The organism is Chitinophaga sancti (assembly GCF_034087045.1).
GTDB classification, from domain to species: Bacteria; Bacteroidota; Bacteroidia; order Chitinophagales; family Chitinophagaceae; genus Chitinophaga; species Chitinophaga sancti_B.
Genome location: NZ_CP139247.1, coordinates 3,290,922 through 3,311,473, shown reverse-complemented (window position 1 = coordinate 3,311,473; position 20,552 = coordinate 3,290,922). Strand labels below are relative to the sequence as shown.

The window sequence follows — 20,552 nt, the reverse complement described above, 5'->3', positions numbered from 1 at the left end:
CTAACATTCGGTGGGGCCTGAAATCACTCCATCTTCAGGCTCCTCACCGGATTCATCATGGCCGCTTTTACACTCTGGAAACTCACGGTCAGTCCAGCCACTATCATTGTCAATCCAACAGCGCCTACAAACATCCCCGGGCCTAAGGCGACATGGAATTTAAAATCTTCCAGCCACGTACTCATCATCCACCACGCTACCGGTGTCGCCAGACAAAACGCGACCAGGATCAGTACGGCAAACTCTTTCCCAAAGATCCACAGGATTTCTCCGACACTACTACCCAATACCTTCCTGATACCGATTTCCTTTGTTTTCTGCATCACCATAAATGATACCAATCCATACAGTCCCAAACAACCAATAAAGATGGCGATCACAGAGAAAATACTTACTAACCGTAGCATCGTTTCTTCTGTTTCATAGAATTCTGCGATCTGTTTATCAAAGAATTTATAAGTAAATAATTTATCTGGGAACCTTGCTGACCACAGCTTTTCAATGACTGGGATAGTCGTGGTCAATTGCCCCATATTCAATTTAACGGCGAAGTTCTGGTAGAATTTTCTGAATGGTGTAATCATTACTGCGCCTATATCATCATGCAATGAGCGTATATGAAAATTCTTTACCACACCTACAATGGTAGCCTGGTTGTCACCATTAAATTTTATCTGCCGGTCTATCAGTTCCAGTGGGGATTTCAGGTTTAGTTTATGGATAAACATCTCATTCACGATACATTCTCTTGCTGCAGAATCAGGAAATAAATTACGGCCTGCGATCAACTGTAATCCAAAGGTCGATACATACTGCTCATCTGCAGCGCGCACATCGACGGTAAATGGTTCATCTTCTGCATCGCCAACCATATGAATATTTGTGTTCCAGTTACTCCAGGAAGAAGGCGCTTCAAAACAAACAGACACGTTCTGTATACCTGTCTGTCGCATGAGCTCATTTTTCAGCGTCGTTACATTTGCATCTAAAGAATCTGCGCCCATAGGCACCATAAGGATCGCATCTTTATTGAACCCAAGATCCGTCTGCCTGGTATATTGCATTTGTCTGGTGATGACCAGCATGCCGATGATCAATATTAAAGTAATAGCAAACTGGGTCACGATCAGTATGCGTCGTATATTGAAACTTCCTACCTGCTGCATAGATACCTTTCCTTTCAATGCCAGTACCGGCCGGAATCCTGACAGGATCAGACCGGGGTAACTGCCTGCAAAAAAGGTGACTATCAGAATCATACCGAAAATAAAAGCAAGCAGCTTTATATCAATTACACTAGCTAAACTCATTTTGGCACCAAACAATGAATTCACATTTGGTAACAACAATACACCCAGTACAACGGCTACCAGCGTGGCCATTACTACAATGAGACCAGTCTCCATCAGGAATTGCCAGAATAGTTGTAGTCTGAAACTACCCAGTGCTTTTCTGATACCTACTTCTTTGGATCTTCTCAGTGCCTGTGCGGTTGAGAGATTGATAAAGTTCAGACAGGCGGTTACAATCAGGAACAGACCTGCAAATACCAGGATCCAGAGGCTACGTTTTTCCATGGTACCACCATAGCGTGCATCAAAGTGCCGGTCTTGTAAAGGGAGCATGTGGTATACATGTTTATTCTTACTTCCCTTTCTGTTCTCACCGTATTTCGGAAATTGTTTTTCCAGGTTGGCTGTTGATACACCGGGCAGGAGGCGTACGTATGTCTTTAATACACTTGTAATACCATTCCAGTTATGTTCTTTACCTACGAATTCATCAAGGTTTTTTACACTTTTGAAAGAGATGAAAATACCTGCACGCTGGTCGGTATTGCCAGGCAGGTTTTTCAATACACCGGTTATCCTCGCGTTCAGCCTGTTTTCAATTTTGATTACTTTATTAATGGGGTCTTCATTGCCAAAATATTTCTTTGCCAGTGAAGTGGTGATCAATACCGTATTAGGTTCTGCCAGCATGTTCTTACCAGTCAGCAAAGGAAAATTGAAAACATCGAAATAGGTAGGATCTACAAATGAGACGCCTTCATCCTCAATGAATTTATTTAGGTCGTAGGAGACAAGGGTTTCGCTGTATGTGGCGGCACGGGCTACTACGCCGGTTTCTCCGAAATCCTGTCTGTACGCTTCTGCGAATGCGGGAGGTACGCTGCCTGTGTAAGAAACAGTTTCTCTGTGTTGTTCGGTTACGAACTGGTAAATGCGGTTCGCGTTTTTGTGGAAGTTGTCGAAGCTGAGGTGATATTTTACCAATACAAAGATCAATAGACCACAGGTCATGCTGAGGGCAAGGCCAAGGATATTGAGGAGACCGTATACTTTGTTCGAGAAGAGGTTTCTGAAAGCGATACGGAGGTAATTCTTAAACATTGGCTGGGTTTTGCAGGCAGATACTCAATAAAAATGCCTTTTGTGAATGAATTGAGAATCAATAACCAATTATTCTAATAATGTTCGGTTTCAAACAAATATTGTTCACAATCGGACATAAATAAATTAAAATTCATATATTACTATTCATTGAAAAACCCGAAACTCAAAATAACCTATACCTCCTGTATGCTACTAAGATTTGTTATATCCAACTACCTGTCCTTTGATGCAATCACCGAGTTTAACACCTTTCCCGGGCCAGGCAACAGTCATCCACATCACATTTATGACCAGGGCAAAGTAAAGGTGCTTAAATCAACGGCTATTTATGGCGCTAATGGTGCAGGAAAATCCAATCTCATTGATGTGCTTGAGAATCTGCAATGTTGGGTTAAAGCTGGCTATATCAGTACGAGTAATAGCCGTCAAAAATTCAGGTTAAAAATAGAAAATCAGGACAAACCATCCTCATTTTTAATTGAATTCTTTACCGCTGAAAAAATCTTCTTATATGGCCTTACTATTGATGATAACAGCGTTCTTGAAGAATACCTGTATGAATCGGGTATTGATAAAGCACCATCTCTCTTATTCAAACACCATGAAAATAAACTCCGTCTAAACACTCATATAGAGGCATACACCTGGATCACCACTCAATTAATTATTATCCGTCATAATACCGGACTCATTGAGTGCCTGCATGAACTTTGCACCAATCCGGCTTTCTTTTCATTTAGCAATGAATTACTCAGAACATTAGATACCGGTATTGATTTTCTCACACTTAAAAAAACACCGCGCACTGAGTTCATGGCTGAGTATGATCCTAAAGATGAGCATCCGGAACTTTTACTTGAACCCCGTAAGATTTTCACCGTTAATAACCGCAGAATATTTACTACCAAAGAGAATGACCAGATAATTATTAATTTAATAACCGCTTTCCATCACAACTTCCCTTTCGATCTCATGGAAGAATCCACAGGTTCAAAAAGACTGTTGGAATTGATGCCGGTATGCTGGTCAATGATACACAGCCCTGTCACTATTATAATAGATGAAGTCGAACAAAGTATTCACCCTGTACTGATTATCGCATTGATAAAGAAAATCATGCACTACTCAAATACAAAGGGGCAGCTGATATTCACTACGCATGAATCAAATTTACTCGACCCCGATATATTTCGTAACGATGAAATATGGTTTGCTGTAAAGGATCAGGAAACCGGTGCTACCGGACTTTACAGCCTGAATGATTTCATTATTAACACCAAATTGGATATCCGCAAAGGTTACCTGATCAATCGCTTTGGCGCCATTCCTTTCACTGCCCCTCTTGAATTATTAAAATGGTAAATCTATGAATATTGAAAACCTATCGTATGCAAAACATCCTCCCTACCGGGATGCATCCCGCATTGTAATAGCCTGCGAAGGCGCACTGACAGAGCCGAATTACTTCAAACATTTCGAAGCAGCTTCGCCCAAACTGACAGTGACTATCGCAACTGATAACCCTACACTATCAGCTCCGAAATGGGTACTTGCGCGGGCAGAAGCACATGCTGAAAAAGTAGGGCTGGCAGAAATTGATGAAGTATACCTTGTGATGGATGTAGATCATCATGATGAAAATGTATTCAGAGAATTATACGAAATCTGTAAAGGAAAGAACTGGCAACTGGTATTAAGTAATCCCTGCTTTGAAGTATGGCTTTATATACATTTCAAAAAGAAACTCCCAACCATTCGTATGAAGCCACAGGAATTGAAGCATATTCTTCCAACCATAATCAAAGGTGGCTATCAGCCGGAAAAAATCTTACCTTATACAAAGAAAGCTTTAAAAAATGCGGCTTCTCTTGAGAAAAACGCAAACTATTTTTTCCCTGCTGACAATACGACCAAAGTATATATGCTGGTTAATAGACTTATCGAAATAATGGGGGAAAATTATTTCCAGAAATTGATCTCAAATAAAAAAGGATAAGCCACTTAGGCTTATCCTTAATTTTGCCATAACAGGTAAAAAATACTTTTACCAGCCGGCTACGAATGGAAACATTACCATGCCATTCGCCGATAAGACCAGCTGGTCTTAACGATTGACGACTTTGCTGTTCACCGCAGTGAACAGCTCACATTTTTTTCCCATGTGAGTTTAGTTTTTAATACCCAGTGAGCGCAATGAAATCAGGAATTAATATGTCAATATCAAAACCATGGTAGGTACAGAATTCGCATAGGTTAACTTGTTCTCCTCTTTCTTTTCCGAGAATAACATGTAAGGAATCTATCCATTCTTTTGCTTCACGAAGGGTTAGGTTAAACAATTGGGAGATGATGTGCACCTCCACTGATTCTATTGCCCAATCCGGGCCAATAGCCAGCATTGAATAAGGTTTTTAAATTAAAAACAATTGTTATGCTATGGCTATAATAAATATAATACTTTCTCATCAATTAACAAAACAAAATAATACCACAAATCTCATTAAATTCTATTCAACAATCACTTCTTCCCCTCATCAAAGCTACGATAAGGTAACTTTCAATACTCTCTATAGTAAAACAAAAGCGGGCAGGAAAAACTTCCTGCCCGCTAATATTAAAATCAAAAATTGCCAATAAAATACCCCTCACTAATTTCCCCAATTCACCTTTATATCATGCGCCGCCGCATACTTCTTCCCCTCCGCAGTCAACACATCAAACAAAGAATCAAACCGCTCCCCATACTTCGCATCAATCTCCTTCCCCAACGATAACACATCTTCCTGCGTACCGCCATCATCACTCATCTTCGCCAGTGCCTTGTACTCATTCTTATATACCGGCAGCACATACTCAAACAAAGCCTCAGACGTCCTCAGCATCCTCTTCGTCTCGTCCGTCTCCTTCAGATCCTTTACTTTCCCCAGCGTCTTCTCTATATACTGTACCTTCCCATCTATCATCTTAGTCGCCGCATTCGGACCATTCGGCAAAGTACCATTGTATTTCACATTCTGGGCAATCAGCATTTTCGTCAATGCATCACTTCCAAAATCGTTGATAATATTAGTATTCAGTACAGCTGTATCAAAATAATTCTCCGGAGTTGGGTTTGAACAGGCTGACATGCCCACCATGGCCGCCAGTATTAATAGTTTTTTCATATTGATGATCACTTTATAAACTGAACGCCGTTTACATCAATTTTCATTCCATTTATCCATAGAACCATCTCTTTTAGTACTTCCGGGGCAAAATCTTCTTTCAATGAAGCTGGTTCCTTCATGGTACAGGTTACACAATGCTGGAACAAATGGTTCAATCCCGGCACTTTAATCACCTTTACCCTATGAACATATTTTTTATAATTACCCAGGTTCTCATCTGCGTCCACCATGATATCTTTATCCCCATTAAAAGCCAATACCGGCACTTTTAATTGCTTCAGCCATGGAACCGGGTCAAATCGGATTTGATACCTGTACCACGGCCCTGTCGCCTGCCTGACATAAGACTCCAAAGGGAAAAAGAAGTGATCCCGGCTCCTGGCATATACCGAATCCTGTGCTCCCTTTGCCAGATCAGCCGCATTCCATGCTGCAAAAGCCCCCCTCAAATGCTGCTCCATATCCGGCGATGCCGCATACGCATATGCCGTATCAAACATAATATTATTAATAGCATTGAACCGCTGCTGCATCAATACAGGAATTCCCGCACCTGCCACAATCGCCCTGTTCTGTGCCTGCAATGCCTTCAACCCGGTTGTAGCCAACCCTGCCAGACTAATCACAAACCTGACGTCTTTGCTATTTACAGCCGCCATATAAGCCGCAGCTCCCCCTTCACTATGTCCAACCAGACCTACACCTTTCACGCCTTCAATCGCCTTTAAAAATGCAGCTGCCGTTACTGCATCTGCCGCAAAATCTGCTGTTGTCGCTTTTTCATAGTCACCAGTAGTTGTACCAGTCCCCCTGTCATCTACCCTTAATACAGCTATTCCATTGGTACTCAGGTATTCAGCGATTACTTTGAACATTTTGTGTCCCGCCATGGTACCGTCGCGATCCTGCCTGCCCGTACCCGATACGATGACCACTGCCGGAAATGATTGCTTCCCGGATGGTATTGTTAACGTACCCCCAAAATGTATACTGCTATCCGCATTGTAATAATCTACGGTTTGGGAATTGTACTGCCCCATTCCCTGTATACTGATTAAAAGGAATATCAATAATAATCTCATGTCATTTATCTTTAAAAAGAAGCAGCGCTCCCCCGGTTAAGAAGAAGCGCCTGCAACCGGGGTTCATCACTCTTTGTTATCAATTATCAATTATCAATTATCATCTTGCCAGAGAAACCATGGTTTCAATTTCATCTGCCAAACCGCTTGGACTTCCCATATATCCTATCTGTGCAAATCGTACCTGCCCTTTTCCATCTATCACCACCTTAAAAGGAATACCGGATGTCTGGATCAGTTTCGCATACTTGCTGTAAAATTCATCTCCATTATCAAACAACACTTTAAAAGGATATTTCTTCTCTTTTATAAATTGCGCTACCTTTTTTTTATATTCCGGATCGCGTTCCTGTGTATCTATATAAAAGAACACCACATTACTGTCATTCTTAAAATGCTCCTGTGCCAGCTGCATACCAGGCATTGCTGCCTTACAGGGTGCACACCACGTAGCCCAGAAATCCATCACTACAATCTTGCCTTTCTGCGCAGCCAATGAAACCGTTTTCCCTTCCAGGTCTGTCATCTCAAATGGCACTGCTGCTCTATCCATTTTACCTTCCAGTACATGCGCACGCAGTAACTCCATTGTATGTGCGTCTTTCATGGAATTCAGGTAATCATCAAATCCTTCTGTGTCCTTATGCGTTTGCAGGTATTCCTTTTTCATCATGTCCAGCATCTGTGCCGAAGCCTGGTTCATGCGCACACTGCTGTGCAGTACTTCCGTCAGTTCTTTTTTCCTGCCGGCTTTTTCCAGCAAAGCTGCTTCCAGCTGATTCAATGCAGCATTACTATATTGCAGATCTTCCTGTAGTTTTAATGCCAGTGGCAAAGCTTCCTTTTCCCGGCCAGTCTCTTTCAGGATGGAAATATGTGTGATATAGTCATGCTTGAAAAGACCGTCTATATAAGCTTCAAATTCTAATGGCGTATAGTAATAATATTCGGCTGGTTTATGCGCTTTCAGGTAAACCAGTTTGTCCATAATGCGCTGTGAAAATGGATACGCCTGCTTTGCAGGCATGGTCTTCCAATCTGCATAAGGGATTTCTACCATCTTGTAGTAGGCAAATGCCAGCTGGTTCAGGTTAGTGGCATCAATATATTTTGCCAGTACAGCGGTATCTCCTTTTGCGATTGAAATAGCAAAGATGTTTCTCCACACGCCCCTGTCATAATCGATCCCTGCCAGGTCATCCAGTTCTTTGTCAGGTGTATAATTTTTCAGGAATTGTTCAGACAGTGCCAGTTTTTTATCTGCATCCCGTTCATTTACGATGGCTTTGTAGTCACCCAGTTTCTTTATTATCCCATTTGGATATTGAGCGCTGATAGCCGCGCGGATAGAATCGCTCCTTTCTTTCCTGAGGAGATAGTGCTCGTTAATCAGTGCCAGGGTAAATAAATCCTTCTGAGAAAGATTAGGTGCATGCAACATATAAGAGGATGCCTTATTAATGGAAGAAGAATTTTCCGGGTTCATACCTGCCTGCCGCTCCATAGCTGCCCTTGCTTTTACATAAGGCCAGATAAATGTTCTGCCCGCGCTCCAGTAACCGATCTCCTGCCCCATCCAAAAGAACATGGCAGAATCGCCGATACTAAAATCTTTGTAATAACCAGGTATCCCCATCTCATAATTCCGCGCACGCAGTGAACCATATCCGGCATAAGCACCTTTCGCCTGCCGCCCCGGCAATGAACCCATTAGTATGTAACCGGTATCATGCGCATTATCAACAGCATCACCTGCCCTGAATTTAAATGCCCATAGTCCTTTATCGCGGGTCAGGGGCACTGTAGCTGTATATCCGCTGTCCGTTTTTGTCAATGGTAAATCCAGTGCATTCCAGTGATAGGTTGTATCATATATATATACAGACCCTAGTATCGGCTTGCCTGTTTTCAACAGTGAGGAATCAGGCCGATACAACAGGTGAACGGTATCTCCAATGCCAGGTCGTTCTGGTGTCATCTTCAACCTTTTCTGCGCCTGTGTGCTGGTAATAGCACACAGGGCAAGCAGAACAAGGCCACTAATTTTCATTCCTTTCATTATATAATCACGGATTTTGTTCTATTGCAGGATTTAATCCTATCACATAAGTCGCAATCGGGAATACATACCTGTTACTGGATGGGTCCAGTGTATAAGTCTGCCCCTGCCAGGTACGTGTAAATGTTTTTGTAAACAAAGGATCATCTTTCAAACGACGCTGATCCATCCATGGCAGCAGGCGGCACATGAACTCACGACGACGCTCTTCTACCACTTTTACAATCGCATCATTTTTATCGGTAGCTGTCATGGCTACATAATCAGCTGCCTTGAAACGTTTTTGTCTCAGCACATTTACCTGATCCATCGCGCCACCGGCATCACCTGCCCGTGCCAGACTTTCTGCTTTGATCAGGATCATCTCAGGCACAGATGTACCAATGTTCCTGCTCTCATAATTGATCTGCTCACGGCAGAAATACCGGCCTGTATAGTTACTTCCAAAATAGCTGGCTGCATCTCTTGTAAACAGCTGGTAACGCATATCATTGGTGCCCAGTAAATTTAGAATATCATCGCTCAGGCGCAGGATGAAGGGAGAATACGTAAAGCTGCTACCAGCCACTTTTCCGAATATGATCTCCGGATCATTCTTCCTGTATGGCATAGTGGTAATTGTACCCAGGTCATTCAATGTACTCTGCAATGCCAGTGTACTATCTGCATACAACCCTGCATTTACATAATCACTTTTCAATAAGTAGAAACGCGCCAACAGGGAATATGCCGCCGCCTTATCAGGCAGGGTATTGAAATCACTCGCCTTCGGTAAAGAGAGCAATGCCTCTTTCAGGTCTGTCTCTATCTTATTGTATATAGTAGCTACTGAAGAACGACTCACTTTCTGGTTCAGGTCCTGTGTCAGCACCAGCGGTACACCCAGGTCTGAAGATGCTGTCCCGCTATTGTAAGGCTTTGCGTATTCATTCACCAGGTTCAGATAAGCGTCAGCCCTGTGTGTCAAAGCTTCGGCCATCAATTCTGCCTTTGCAGAATCAGTTCCCCCCGTACTGGTGGGCACCTCATTCATAATGATATTACAATTATAAATACGGCCGTAATAATTATCCCAGTCCGGGTCATGACTTGTAGATAGTTCAATGATCGGCGACTTCCAGGTATACACATTCCGGATAAAGAAATAGTCGCTGTACCCTTCTACCGTCGCCTGCTGTGCACTATCCACGATGGCGACATCCGCAGCAGCCAGGTCCGTCATTTTACCACCATACTCAAAGGTGGAAGTATTGTTCAGTATATAACGGTAATTGTCAATCGCACTTGGTATTAAACTACCCTGTGTTTTTATATCTGTATATTTACTACAGCTGCTGGTCAGTGCAAGACCACCTAACAACAGCATTGAGAGATATTTTTTGTTCATTGTAATTTTAAATTTTGGTTAGAAGCCTACATTCAACATCAGGTTGTACTGCGGTGTAGCCGGCAGGTGCAGTACGGTGCTGGCCAGTACCGGTACGTAATCAGGATCAAGACCTAATTTGTTTTTCTTCCAGATCAATCCCAGGTTACGCACGGCACCACTGATTTTGATATTCTTTGCAAACACCTTTCCTGCCATTTCTGAAGGCAACTGGTATGACAATGAGATCTCACGCAGACGGATATAATCACCAGGCTGAATATTCACATCGGAATACGCATAGCGAAATACTGAAACGGATGCATAAGAACCTGCTACACCTGGTACGATGGTTTTTGCTTCATCACCTGCATTCTGCCATCTGTTAGCTATATCTCCAGAGGTATTGTAGTAAAGCTTCCTGGAAGTAGGATATTGTGTGGCAACCGGTGCACGGAATACTGACCCAAAACTATAGGTAGCCATTACAAACATGGACCAGTTTTTATACCGGAAAGTATTCTGCCATGAACCATATACAGGAGCCGTTCTGCGACCGGCATATTTTACCGCGCCCATATCTGTCACCGTCTTGTTCGAACGTACTTTATTACCATCCTGATCGTAGATCATGGTCCAGCCTAAACTGTCAAGACCTGCATTTCTATAGGCAAACACCGCATCAGATGCATATCCCTCTACTATACCGGAAAAGCTGGAATAAAATGAGCTGGTTGGTTTCAGCTGGCTGCTGGTTACCTTGTTTGTATTATAGGAGAAGTTCAGCCCCATGTTCCAGCCAAAACTCTTTGAATCCACAATCGCACCATTGATACCCAGATCGACACCTCTGTTGCTCATGGTTACACCATTGCGGTAGATGGAGTTGCTGGAACCCAGTAAGGTAGGATCCACTTCCAGATAGTATATAATGTCGGTACCTTTCTTGTTATACAAATCGATCGTACCACTGAGGCGGCCATTCAGCACACCATAATCGATACCAAAGTTAGTCACATAGGTATTCTCCCATTTCAATCCCGGGTTGGCAGGAGAAATAATTGTAGCAGTTGGTAAACCTGTCTGAGAATCGGAACTTCCGAGTGATATATTTGTAAACGGACGGAGCTCCTGGTTGATATTACCATTGATACCAAATGTTCCACGCACACGCAGTGAATTCACCCAGTTCACATTCTGCATAAAGCCTTCTTTGATTACATTCCACGCCAGGCCTGTAGACCAGAATGGTTTTGCACGGTATTTCTTTTCCAGACCAAAGTTGTTGTAATCATCATAACGTACGCTACCAGACAATGTATATTTACCCTTGTAAGTATAGGCAGCATTGCCATAGTAGGATAAATAGCGCTTCAGGTAATCGGTCTGAGAAGGATAACCTCCCAGGTAACCACCGGAATAATCCATCGTCGCATAATAAGTACCATATGCCGTAGTGGTACCGATACCCGTCTCCGGATTATATCCATAAATGGTATAGCTGTTGGCAGAGTTCAATGTCTGCCTGGCCTCCATACCTGCCAGTGCACTGACCTGGTGATCCTCTTTTATAGTTCTGTTAAACGTTAGCTGGCCACGTACACTGTAGTTATTCATATTGTTGTTAGTCGCCTGCAGTACACCACCGTCAGGGAAATTATGTGTCAGTGTCGTGCCAGACATCACAGTACCTTTGTTGTACAGGTCTCTTACATAAGCGCTGTTCTTATTCTGCATGTTACGGATGGTGAAGAAGTCACGCTCCTGCATATAGGCGCCGTTAAAATTCAACCCTTTGTAGATAGGAATGTCCAGCGTCAATGTACCTGAATAGTTATTATCACGGGTATACTTTCTATTCATTTTCAGTTCATCGAGGTAGTTGGTAGACCAGCTTCTGTAACCCAGGTTTTCCAGTGAATCTGCATAATGCTCTCCGATGGTATAATAGAAGTTGTCATGAATATCATCGTATGGCATAAAGGTGTTCGAGCCATTCAGCAGTGGGTTCAGGCCTATACCGTTATTGGCATAATTAAAGAACGCACCCTTCAGACTTACACCCAGTGTGATTTTCTTCAGAATTTTAAATTCCTGGTTCGCCACTACATTAATACGTTCGCCATAGTTACCAATAGTGCTGGTATTTTCTTTGGAATACGCGCCTGATAAATAATAGGTATGTACATCTGTACCACCGCTTACTGACAGGTTGTAGTTTTGTGCATTGGCGGACTGCATGAGGTAATCACTCAGCTGGCTATAGTTATTTCTTTTACTCAGCTCAGCAACCTTTGTATCATATTCACTCTGTGTAATACGACCTGACTTCAGCTGAAATGCAAGGTCTACACCTTTGTCTACATAATACTTAAGACCGGAAGTATAGGGATTATAGGACGAAGCAGTTACGATACCTTTATCAACCAGTTCCTTATCGAATGCCAGCGCCTGTGCACTATTCATCAGTTTAAGGTAACCAATATCAGGGCGTGCCTGGGTGCTGTAGGCTACTCCGAAATTCACTGCCGGCGTACGTAAACGGCCTTTTTTAGTTTGAATCACGATCACACCATTGGCAGCACGTGCACCCCAGATAGAAGCAGCAGCAGCATCGCGCAGAAAAGTGATCTGTTCAATATCGTTAGGATTCAGGGTTTTTAGATCGAACTCAGTTGGGAAACCGTCTACGACTACCAGTGGAGAGGTTTCACTCTTCAGGGTAGTTGTACCACGGATATTATAATTGTAGTTATTGGCCCCGATGGTACGGGTATTACTTGCAGGAGCAGGGGTTACATTGTCGTACACAAAGGAGTTATCACCAGCAGTTAACTGCATTTGCAAACCAGGTACCATCCCTTCCAGGCGATTGATCACATTCGCTGAAGGAATTTTTTCCAGCTCCTTCGTAGTGACTACGCCAAAGGAACCTGTTGCACGCTCTTTAGGCAGGTTTACATAACCGGTAGATACCACTTCAACCGGCTTCAGGTAACCTGTTTTATCTTTCAGTGCCACTCTGTAATACACTGCATTATTTACAGGCAGCACCTGGCTCTCATATGCAATGCAGGATACCTGGATCTTAGTAGCGTTCACTGGCACATTGATGGTAAAATCTCCCCCACGGCCTGTTACAGTCATGTACTTTGTACCAGGCACCATAATAGTTGCAGAAGAAACAGGGGCCATTGATTCATCGGTTACCACACCAACCAGCATACGGGTCTCTGTACCCGATGTATCAACAGATCTGTTAATCTGCACCTGTATCATCTGTACAGCAGGCTTCTGGGAAGCTGTCTGTTCGGAGACAGCTTCTTCAGGAGCCACATGGTTGGTTTTATCCTTTTCTTTAGTTTTATCAGAAGTACCGTAAATAGCATACTGAGAGCCGCCCAGTTTCCTGAACTTCAGGTTGTATGGCTTCAATACAGCAGACAGGTAATCTTCTACCTTCTTAAAACTGTCATCGGCAGGGTTATCCACCCGCTTATTACTGACCAGTTCATCTTCATAGATAAAGGAAACATGAAATAGCCTTGAAGCTTTGTTCAACGCTTCTTTCAATGTGAGTGTTGGTTGATTTTGGCTGGCTACGGCAGCAAACATCTGCAGGCTGATGGCAAGCATCAGACAACAGAAGGCCGCAACCTTTTTCAGATTGATCATGCCTGTAAGCAATTTTGATTTACAAAAAATAAAATGGTAGCGTACCTGTTTCGAAACTTCAGTTTAGCTGTCCCTTGTCCTTAAAATTAGTTGGGTGTTACAATGATGGTTGATCCCTGCTGTGTCACTTTTGCATCTAATATTACAGCAAGCGCGTTCATAAGAACTTCTTTGTCGGTCATTTCGATTTCTCCGCTGATGGTCTTTTTTAAGAGCGAAGAATCAGTTGCCTGAATCTGGTAGCCCCAGTCGTCTTCCAGTACACCAAAAAAGTCGGCTACAGGGGTCTGGTCCAATTGCAGCTTGTGCTGCTGCCAGCCCGTTACTTTGGACACGGGTACTTTCTTTTGTACTAAATCCTTTTGTTCACTATCATAGCGGGCCATATCACCCGGTTGGGACAGGATCAGTTTTTTCTCAGCAGAAGCAGCTACCATTATTTTGCCTGTATTTAATACAACAGCGGTAACCCCTCTACGGTTGCGAATGTTGAAAGATGTTCCCAGTACATGTACGTCCACGCCATTGCTGTGTACGTCAAACTGCTGGTCTACATTCTTCTTCACATTGAAAAAAGCTTCTCCATCTATCCACACTTCTCTGTTGGTCCATTCTTTTTTGTACATGATAGCTGAGTGCCCGTTCAGGGTCACTTCTGTGCTGTCAGGCAGATACACGGTTTTAATTTCTCCAAAGTTGGAGGTTATGTTCACCTCTTTGTTTCCCGGGCGGAAGATCAGCCAGGAAGCGGCGGCAATAACGCCTACGGCTACAGCGGCACGGGCAATGTATACCAGCGGACTTTTGCGCACATAGATCTTATTATTACCTATATTATTATAGATCTCATCCCACATTTCACGTTGTTGCAGGGCCGTTGGGCGCTCATGCACGACGTACAGGCTACGGGCTATAGATACGGCGGCATCCACATCGGCAGCTTTGTGGGGGTAGGCAGTCACGAATGATTGCCAGAATGCGGTATTAGCTGCGTCAGGGAACTTAACCCACTCCAGGAAGTAAGGTGATGTAGCCAGTTGGTGGCTGGTATAATTACGATAACTATGTTTGGAATGGTGCATCCGTTCGTTCTGTTTTAAGGCCCTTTGAATATATAAAGACAAAAAAGGGGCAATTGTGCCCCACGTTCTTTAACTTTTTTTTAATTTTTTTTATCCTTTCAGGATTGTCAGCAGCAGTGCGGTGCCTGCGGCCCCACCCATCAGCTCTTTCAGCGCAGCCAGTGCACGGGCGGTGAGCTTGTAGGTACCTCTTATCTGCATGTTCATCAGATCCGCAATTTCCTCGAAAGAGAGGTTTTCAAAAAAGCGGAGGTAAATGATTTCCCTTTGCTTGCTGGTGAGTTGGAGGAGGGCTTCCTGTACTTTCTTTTGCAGGAAGGCCTGTTCTTCACCGGCGATCAGGTGAGTATCTACGCCTATTTCGAAATGAAATTCCGGCTGTTCATCCGTATAAGTTGTATTCGCCCTGGATTTGAGTAAACGAAAGAGGTGGTTTCTGAATGATTTGAGCAGGTAGAAGCTATAACCGCTTTTTACCTGCAAAGACTGCCTGTATTTCCACAGGGAGATAAAAGTCTCCTGCACAGCGTCTTCTACCAGGTGCATATCACTGGTAAATTTCCTGCCATAACTGTACAACTCATCGTTATATTGAAGGTATAACGCTTCAAGACTGTTTACATGACTTTCACGAATGCCATCCCATAATGATTGTTCTCCTGACAAACTGAGCAGATTTTTATGATTGTATTTTTTTTATCTGATTATAAAAAAAATATAAAAGATTTTTCCCCTTGCTGCCGCAGGCCATATTCGATTCAAACCAGCCCCTTCAAAATTAACATATTATACGTACAAATACCTTTTTTTCCCCTTGCAATCAATTGCGTTCACAATTTATTTTGTTGATTACCAACATAGTTATACCTTTAAATCGCATGCATGCAATACCAATTTTGTCACTGTGAATGGCACTAATTACACATCACCCCAAACACTGATACACTAGTTAAGGCAATATTCACTTCCATATCTTTTCGTTTCCTGACAGCGGTCCCGATCACTGCCGCGATAGCTGGCTGTCCCAATTGAATTCACCCTGAATATTAAGACGCATATTTTTAGTTCACTCCCAAAAAACACCACAGGAAATGTCTAACATTAAGATTTCCGATCTGGTAGCTGATTTACAAAAATCCAGCACCCAGTGGCAGGCAAGAGAAACCATTATTTCTCAACTGCCTACCCCACAGCAGAAAGCCCTATTAGGCGTAGTCGTAAACCAGGCAGAACTTGCAGCCGTAATGGGCAAGAAAGCCGCTGCTGCTCCTGTCGCTAACTTTGCACAGGAAGTAGACTGGCGCAACAGAAACGGTAATCACATCACCCCCGTAAAAGACCAGGGTGGCTGCGGATCATGCGTTTCCTTCTGTACCACTTCCGTAGTCGAGGCCATGGCTTCTATAGAAAAAGGACAACTCCTGAATCTCTCTGAAGCTGACCTCCACTTCTGTTCTTCCCACGGTGCTAACTGTGGCGGATGGTGGCCTACCGATGCTTTCAATCAGATCAAATCACGTGGTATTCCGGACGAAGCATGTTTCCCATACGCAACCGCTTTCCCGGATAATAATATCTGGAAACAACCTCCTCACTGCACCGTAGGCCCTAACCGCGATGCAAGAGCTGTAAAAATTACTAACTCTACCACCATCGCAAATGTCACTGAGCGCAAAAACTACCTGACCAACAATGGTCCATGCTCTGCTGTCATGCACGTATACGACGATTTCTTCGCATACGCTGATGGTGTATACAAACACGTAAGTGGTGTGGACAATGGTCTCCACTGCGTAACAGTTATCGGTTTCTCTGAAACTGAAAAATGCTGGATCTGCAAAAACAGCTGGGGTTCCGGTTGGGGTAAAGGCGGATTCTTCAAAATAGGTTATGGCGAAGCCGGTATCGATACTGAATTCCCATTCTGGACTGCCAGTGGCGTAAAACTCCCTACTCCTGCTCATGGCTGGTATGGCTATGAAAACCTGGGTGGCCTGCTTTCTTCCAGACCCAATGCCGTATCGTGGGCTGCAAACCGCATCGATGTGGTAGTAAGAGGTATGGACAGTGCCGTATATCACAAATGGTGGAATGGAACATCCTGGAACGGTTATGAAAACCTGGGTGGTCAGATTCAGGGCGCTCCTGCTATCTGCTCATGGGCCAATGGCCGCCTCGATATCTTTGCTGTAGGTCTCAACCATCACCTGTACCACAAATGGTACCAGGGTGGCTGGAGCAACTGGGAAGATCTCGGTGGTATGCTCTCTTCAGAACCTGCCTGTGTAAGCTGGGGACCTAACCGTATCGATGTTTTTGCACGCGGTATGAACTCCTCTATGTGGCACCTCTGGTGGGATGGCGCATGGCATGGATGGGAAGACCTGGGCGGCGTGATCACTTCTGCACCGGCCGTATCTTCATGGGCGAATGGAAGACTGGATTGCTTTGCCCGTGGTCAGAATAACCACCTCTGGCACAAATGGTATGATAAAGGCTGGAGCAACTGGGAAGACCTGCAATCAAATATGTTCGGTAGCCCTGCCGCCGTATCATGGGGTCCAAACCGCATAGACGTATTCTACCCTGGCCAAACCTACAATATGATGCACAAATGGTGGGATGGTCACAACTGGAGTGGCGACGAAAACCTTGGTGGTGTGCTCTCCTCCGATGTGGGCGTTTCCTCCTGGGCCGCTGGCAGATTGGACTGCTTTGTGGAAGGCACCGACTCGCAGATGTATCACAAATGGTATGTATAAAATACCTCCCCATAAATCGCTTCTGCCTCCGGGCGGAAGCGATTTTTTCCTAAATTATATCCCATGAACGCTGAAATCAAAGAACTCACCCTTGGTACCTCCCTCCCTGTTGTGCTTCCTGGCCTCGGCACTGCCGGCTTTCAATGGTTTGTTACAGTCTCCAATCCTGACTGTGTAGAAGTAGTACGCTACAACTATACCGTCGATACCATGCGCATGGAAGCAGGTAATAGTCTCGATGTTGTATTCATGATCCACTCCAAAGCACCCGGTCAGGCCACCATCATATTCGAACAAAAAAGAATATGGGAAAAAATGAACCCACCCCTCAATACCAAACAACTCGATATAACCGTAGTTAGTCATTAGAATAAAAAATATATTTAAGCCTCCCCACCCTTTTCCCTTCTCGCACAGTATTTATTTAGACGCACTATATCTATTTCCTGCTACGGCCTATGCCGTCGCATATTTTCATTTATAGCTAACCTATAATGACCATTCATGAAGCACTTCTTTACCCTGATACTGCTGACCGCGTTAACCGGTTGGCAGTCCCTATTTGCCCAGACCTTTGTCCCTATTCCTGTCTCCGGCTTTAATGCAGACATTGTAGCAGAAGCCGGGAACAGCGCACTGGCTGCAACGTCTACAGTCATTGATGGTAGCAATCACGTGATTCATACTACAGCTTTCGCTACAGCTAACGGCGTATCCGGAGGAATTACACCTACCGGCAATTTTGTAAGTGGTACCAAAACATGGCAGATGGCCGCCTTCAATGCAAACAACGCTTTGTATATGGCAGTACCCGCGAATGCTGTGCCCAATACTGTTGGAACAGGAACACTGACACTTACTACACCAGCCATCTACAGCAAATTAAGTCTGCTCGCATTTGCTACAGAAGGTACCGCTACGGTTTCTGTATTGCTCACATTTACGGATGGTACTACTTCCAATGCAGGCACCATCACTATCAAAGACTGGTTCAATGGTACACCCGCTGTAGTGACCGGCTATGGCCGCATCACACGTACTAACTCCCCCATGACAGTGGATGGATTGACCACCAACCCCCGATTTTATGGTTTTGATTTCAACATCCCCTGTGCGGTACTCGGTAAGTCACTGGCATCTATTACGTTTACTCAGTTAGCCGCCACTGGTGGTACTTCGAGAGCGCTCATCCTTGCACTGGCGGGTGTTCAATACACACCTATTGTTTACAGCAGCACACATACTAATGCCGTATGTGGTGGTGCCAATGGTACACTTACGCTTACAGCAACGAATGGTTCTACCCCTTATACATTCAGGTGGAATACCACGCCGGCACAAACTACAGCTACTGCTACAAATGTACCTGCAGGAGCATACATCGGCACACTCACCGATGCGAATGGTTGTGTATTCACGGTGAACGATACAGTGGCATTAATCTCTTCCGCCACGATTACAGCGAGTGCCAGTGCTGCGGCTGTTTGTGCAGGAGATCCTGTTACATTGACGGCCACACCAGTCAGCGGCACGGTCACCGATTATTCCTGGTCGCCGGGAACCCTCACCGGACAAACAGTTACGGACAATCCAACGGATACTACCTCTTATATTGTATCCGCAAAAGATGCTTTTGGATGTATCATAAAAGATACGGTGGATGTAGCAGTAAAGCCAACGCCTACATCATCCTTTACTGTCACACCTGCTATTATTTGTCTGGGTGGTACGAACACGGTAACCTTCGATGGCACGGCGACTACAGCGGCTACTTACAACTGGAATAACTTTGCCGGCGCCACTGTACAAAGCGGTGCAGATAGCGGGCCTTACCAGATCTCATTTCCAGGTGCAGGTAATTTCAATTTGCAATTACAGGTCACAGCTGATGGTTGTGCATCTACCGTTACTACACAACCGGTGACCGTATCTGCCCCACCACAATTAAATATCACTGTAAGTAAATCACCCATCTGCGCAGGAGAAACGACGACCATTTCCTTTTCTGGTACTGCTTCTGCTGATGCTGTACCCACATGGGATTGGGGGGGCGGAACTGTACAAGCAGGTACAGGCTTTGGCCCTTATGATGTAAAATATGCGAACACAGGCTTTATCAACCTGACCGTAGTGGATGGTGCGTGTACAGCGACAGCCATACCTGATACCGTCAAGGTAATTCAACTACCCGTACCTGCATTCACACCTGACATCACACAAGGCTGTGCACCTGCTGCCATTACCTTTAACAACACGTCGCGCAATGCAGATAGTTACCAGTGGACATTCGGTGATGGTGCAACCTCTGTGATGGAAGATCCTTCACATACTTATAATAATACCGGCGTATATACTGTCACACTCACTGCTACCGCACAGGGCCAATGCCCGGTCACCATTACAAAGACATCGCTCATCAGCATTGTTCCCATGCCCGTTGCATTGTTTAGTTCAGCACCGGGACAAAACATCACGGTTGAATTCAAGGATGCGGATTTCTTCTTCACAAACAATTCTCAGAATGGCGGCAGTTATGAATGGGACTTTGGAGATGGAACCAGTTCGGCTGATTTTTCACCTGAACATAAGTATGAAATGACCGGCGACTTTCGTGTTACCCTCTATGTGACCAATGATATCGGCTGTACAGACAGCATCAGCCGTGCTTACTACAAAGTGATCCCCGACCTGGTGCTTGAGATTCCCAATGCTTTCAGCCCGAACGGCGATGGCATCAATGACCGTTGGGAAGTAGATGGACTCAAAGCCCGCCCGAATGCGACAACCGAAATCTTTAACCGCTATGGCCAGATTGTATTCAAAGGTATTGGTTACTCACAATGGGACGGTACCTGGAAAGGACAGTTGATGCCATTCGGTACGTATTACTATATCATAAAACCAGCCCCCGGGGAAAAGACTTATTCCGGATGGGTGACCCTGCTTCGTTGATGTTAGTCCAT

The 20,552-nt window shown here is 44.3% G+C and carries 14 protein-coding genes; 5 read left to right on the top strand and 9 right to left on the bottom strand.

Annotated elements, in window-relative coordinates; translation table 11 throughout:
- Window positions 1–23: 23 nt before the first annotated feature.
- On the bottom strand, window positions 24–2,393 hold the full coding sequence (locus tag SIO70_RS13805; RefSeq protein WP_320581440.1) for an ABC transporter permease: 2,370 nt from the start codon (window positions 2,391–2,393) through the stop codon (window positions 24–26).
- A gap of 189 nt (window positions 2,394–2,582) precedes the next feature.
- Here SIO70_RS13805 and SIO70_RS13800 point away from each other — a divergent pair, with 189 nt between their 5' ends.
- Both SIO70_RS13800 and SIO70_RS13795 read left to right on the top strand, forming a co-directional pair.
- Window positions 2,583–3,758 (top strand): ATP-binding protein, encoded by a 1,176-nt coding sequence (locus SIO70_RS13800; protein ID WP_320581439.1) that lies wholly within the window; start codon window positions 2,583–2,585, stop codon window positions 3,756–3,758.
- Between the two features lie 4 nt (window positions 3,759–3,762).
- The gene (locus SIO70_RS13795) at window positions 3,763–4,392 is read left to right on the top strand and encodes an RloB family protein (RefSeq protein ID WP_320581438.1); all 630 of its coding nucleotides are present in this window, start codon (window positions 3,763–3,765) and stop codon (window positions 4,390–4,392) included.
- Window positions 4,393–4,570: 178 nt separating this feature from the next.
- Here the strand turns inward: SIO70_RS13795 and SIO70_RS13790 are convergent, their stop codons facing one another.
- The 8 genes from SIO70_RS13790 to SIO70_RS13755 form a co-directional block, all read right to left on the bottom strand.
- Window positions 4,571–4,795, bottom strand: coding sequence for a hypothetical protein (locus SIO70_RS13790; RefSeq protein ID WP_083727198.1), 225 nt, complete (start codon window positions 4,793–4,795; stop codon window positions 4,571–4,573).
- A 249-nt stretch (window positions 4,796–5,044) separates the two neighbouring features.
- Window positions 5,045–5,560 (bottom strand): hypothetical protein, encoded by a 516-nt coding sequence (locus SIO70_RS13785; protein WP_320581437.1) that lies wholly within the window; start codon window positions 5,558–5,560, stop codon window positions 5,045–5,047.
- Window positions 5,561–5,568: 8 nt separating this feature from the next.
- A complete protein-coding gene (locus tag SIO70_RS13780) occupies window positions 5,569–6,645 on the bottom strand; it encodes an alpha/beta hydrolase (protein WP_320581436.1) in 1,077 nt (358 codons plus the stop codon).
- A gap of 100 nt (window positions 6,646–6,745) precedes the next feature.
- Window positions 6,746–8,704 (bottom strand): TlpA disulfide reductase family protein, encoded by a 1,959-nt coding sequence (locus SIO70_RS13775; protein WP_320581435.1) that lies wholly within the window; start codon window positions 8,702–8,704, stop codon window positions 6,746–6,748.
- A gap of 7 nt (window positions 8,705–8,711) precedes the next feature.
- Complete coding sequence (locus SIO70_RS13770) at window positions 8,712–10,091, bottom strand: RagB/SusD family nutrient uptake outer membrane protein (RefSeq protein WP_320581434.1); 1,380 nt, start codon at window positions 10,089–10,091, stop codon at window positions 8,712–8,714.
- 18 nt (window positions 10,092–10,109) lie between these two features.
- Complete coding sequence (locus SIO70_RS13765) at window positions 10,110–13,745, bottom strand: SusC/RagA family TonB-linked outer membrane protein (protein WP_320581433.1); 3,636 nt, start codon at window positions 13,743–13,745, stop codon at window positions 10,110–10,112.
- Window positions 13,746–13,831: 86 nt separating this feature from the next.
- Window positions 13,832–14,827, bottom strand: coding sequence for a FecR family protein (locus tag SIO70_RS13760; protein ID WP_320581432.1), 996 nt, complete (start codon window positions 14,825–14,827; stop codon window positions 13,832–13,834).
- A 90-nt stretch (window positions 14,828–14,917) separates the two neighbouring features.
- Window positions 14,918–15,493 carry a sigma-70 family RNA polymerase sigma factor gene (locus SIO70_RS13755; protein ID WP_320581431.1) on the bottom strand — a complete coding sequence of 192 codons (576 nt, stop codon included), beginning with the start codon at window positions 15,491–15,493 and terminating at the stop codon, window positions 14,918–14,920.
- A 425-nt stretch (window positions 15,494–15,918) separates the two neighbouring features.
- Between SIO70_RS13755 and SIO70_RS13750 the strand changes: the two genes are divergently transcribed.
- The 3 genes from SIO70_RS13750 (at window position 15,919) to SIO70_RS13740 (ending at window position 20,541) form a co-directional block, all read left to right on the top strand.
- Complete coding sequence (locus SIO70_RS13750) at window positions 15,919–17,589, top strand: C1 family peptidase (protein WP_320581430.1); 1,671 nt, start codon at window positions 15,919–15,921, stop codon at window positions 17,587–17,589.
- A 63-nt stretch (window positions 17,590–17,652) separates the two neighbouring features.
- Window positions 17,653–17,958 carry a protease inhibitor I42 family protein gene (locus tag SIO70_RS13745; RefSeq protein ID WP_320581429.1) on the top strand — a complete coding sequence of 102 codons (306 nt, stop codon included), beginning with the start codon at window positions 17,653–17,655 and terminating at the stop codon, window positions 17,956–17,958.
- 135 nt (window positions 17,959–18,093) lie between these two features.
- Window positions 18,094–20,541, top strand: a complete 2,448-nt coding sequence (locus SIO70_RS13740) for a PKD domain-containing protein (protein ID WP_320581428.1) — start codon at window positions 18,094–18,096, stop codon at window positions 20,539–20,541.
- Window positions 20,542–20,552 lie beyond the last annotated feature (11 nt).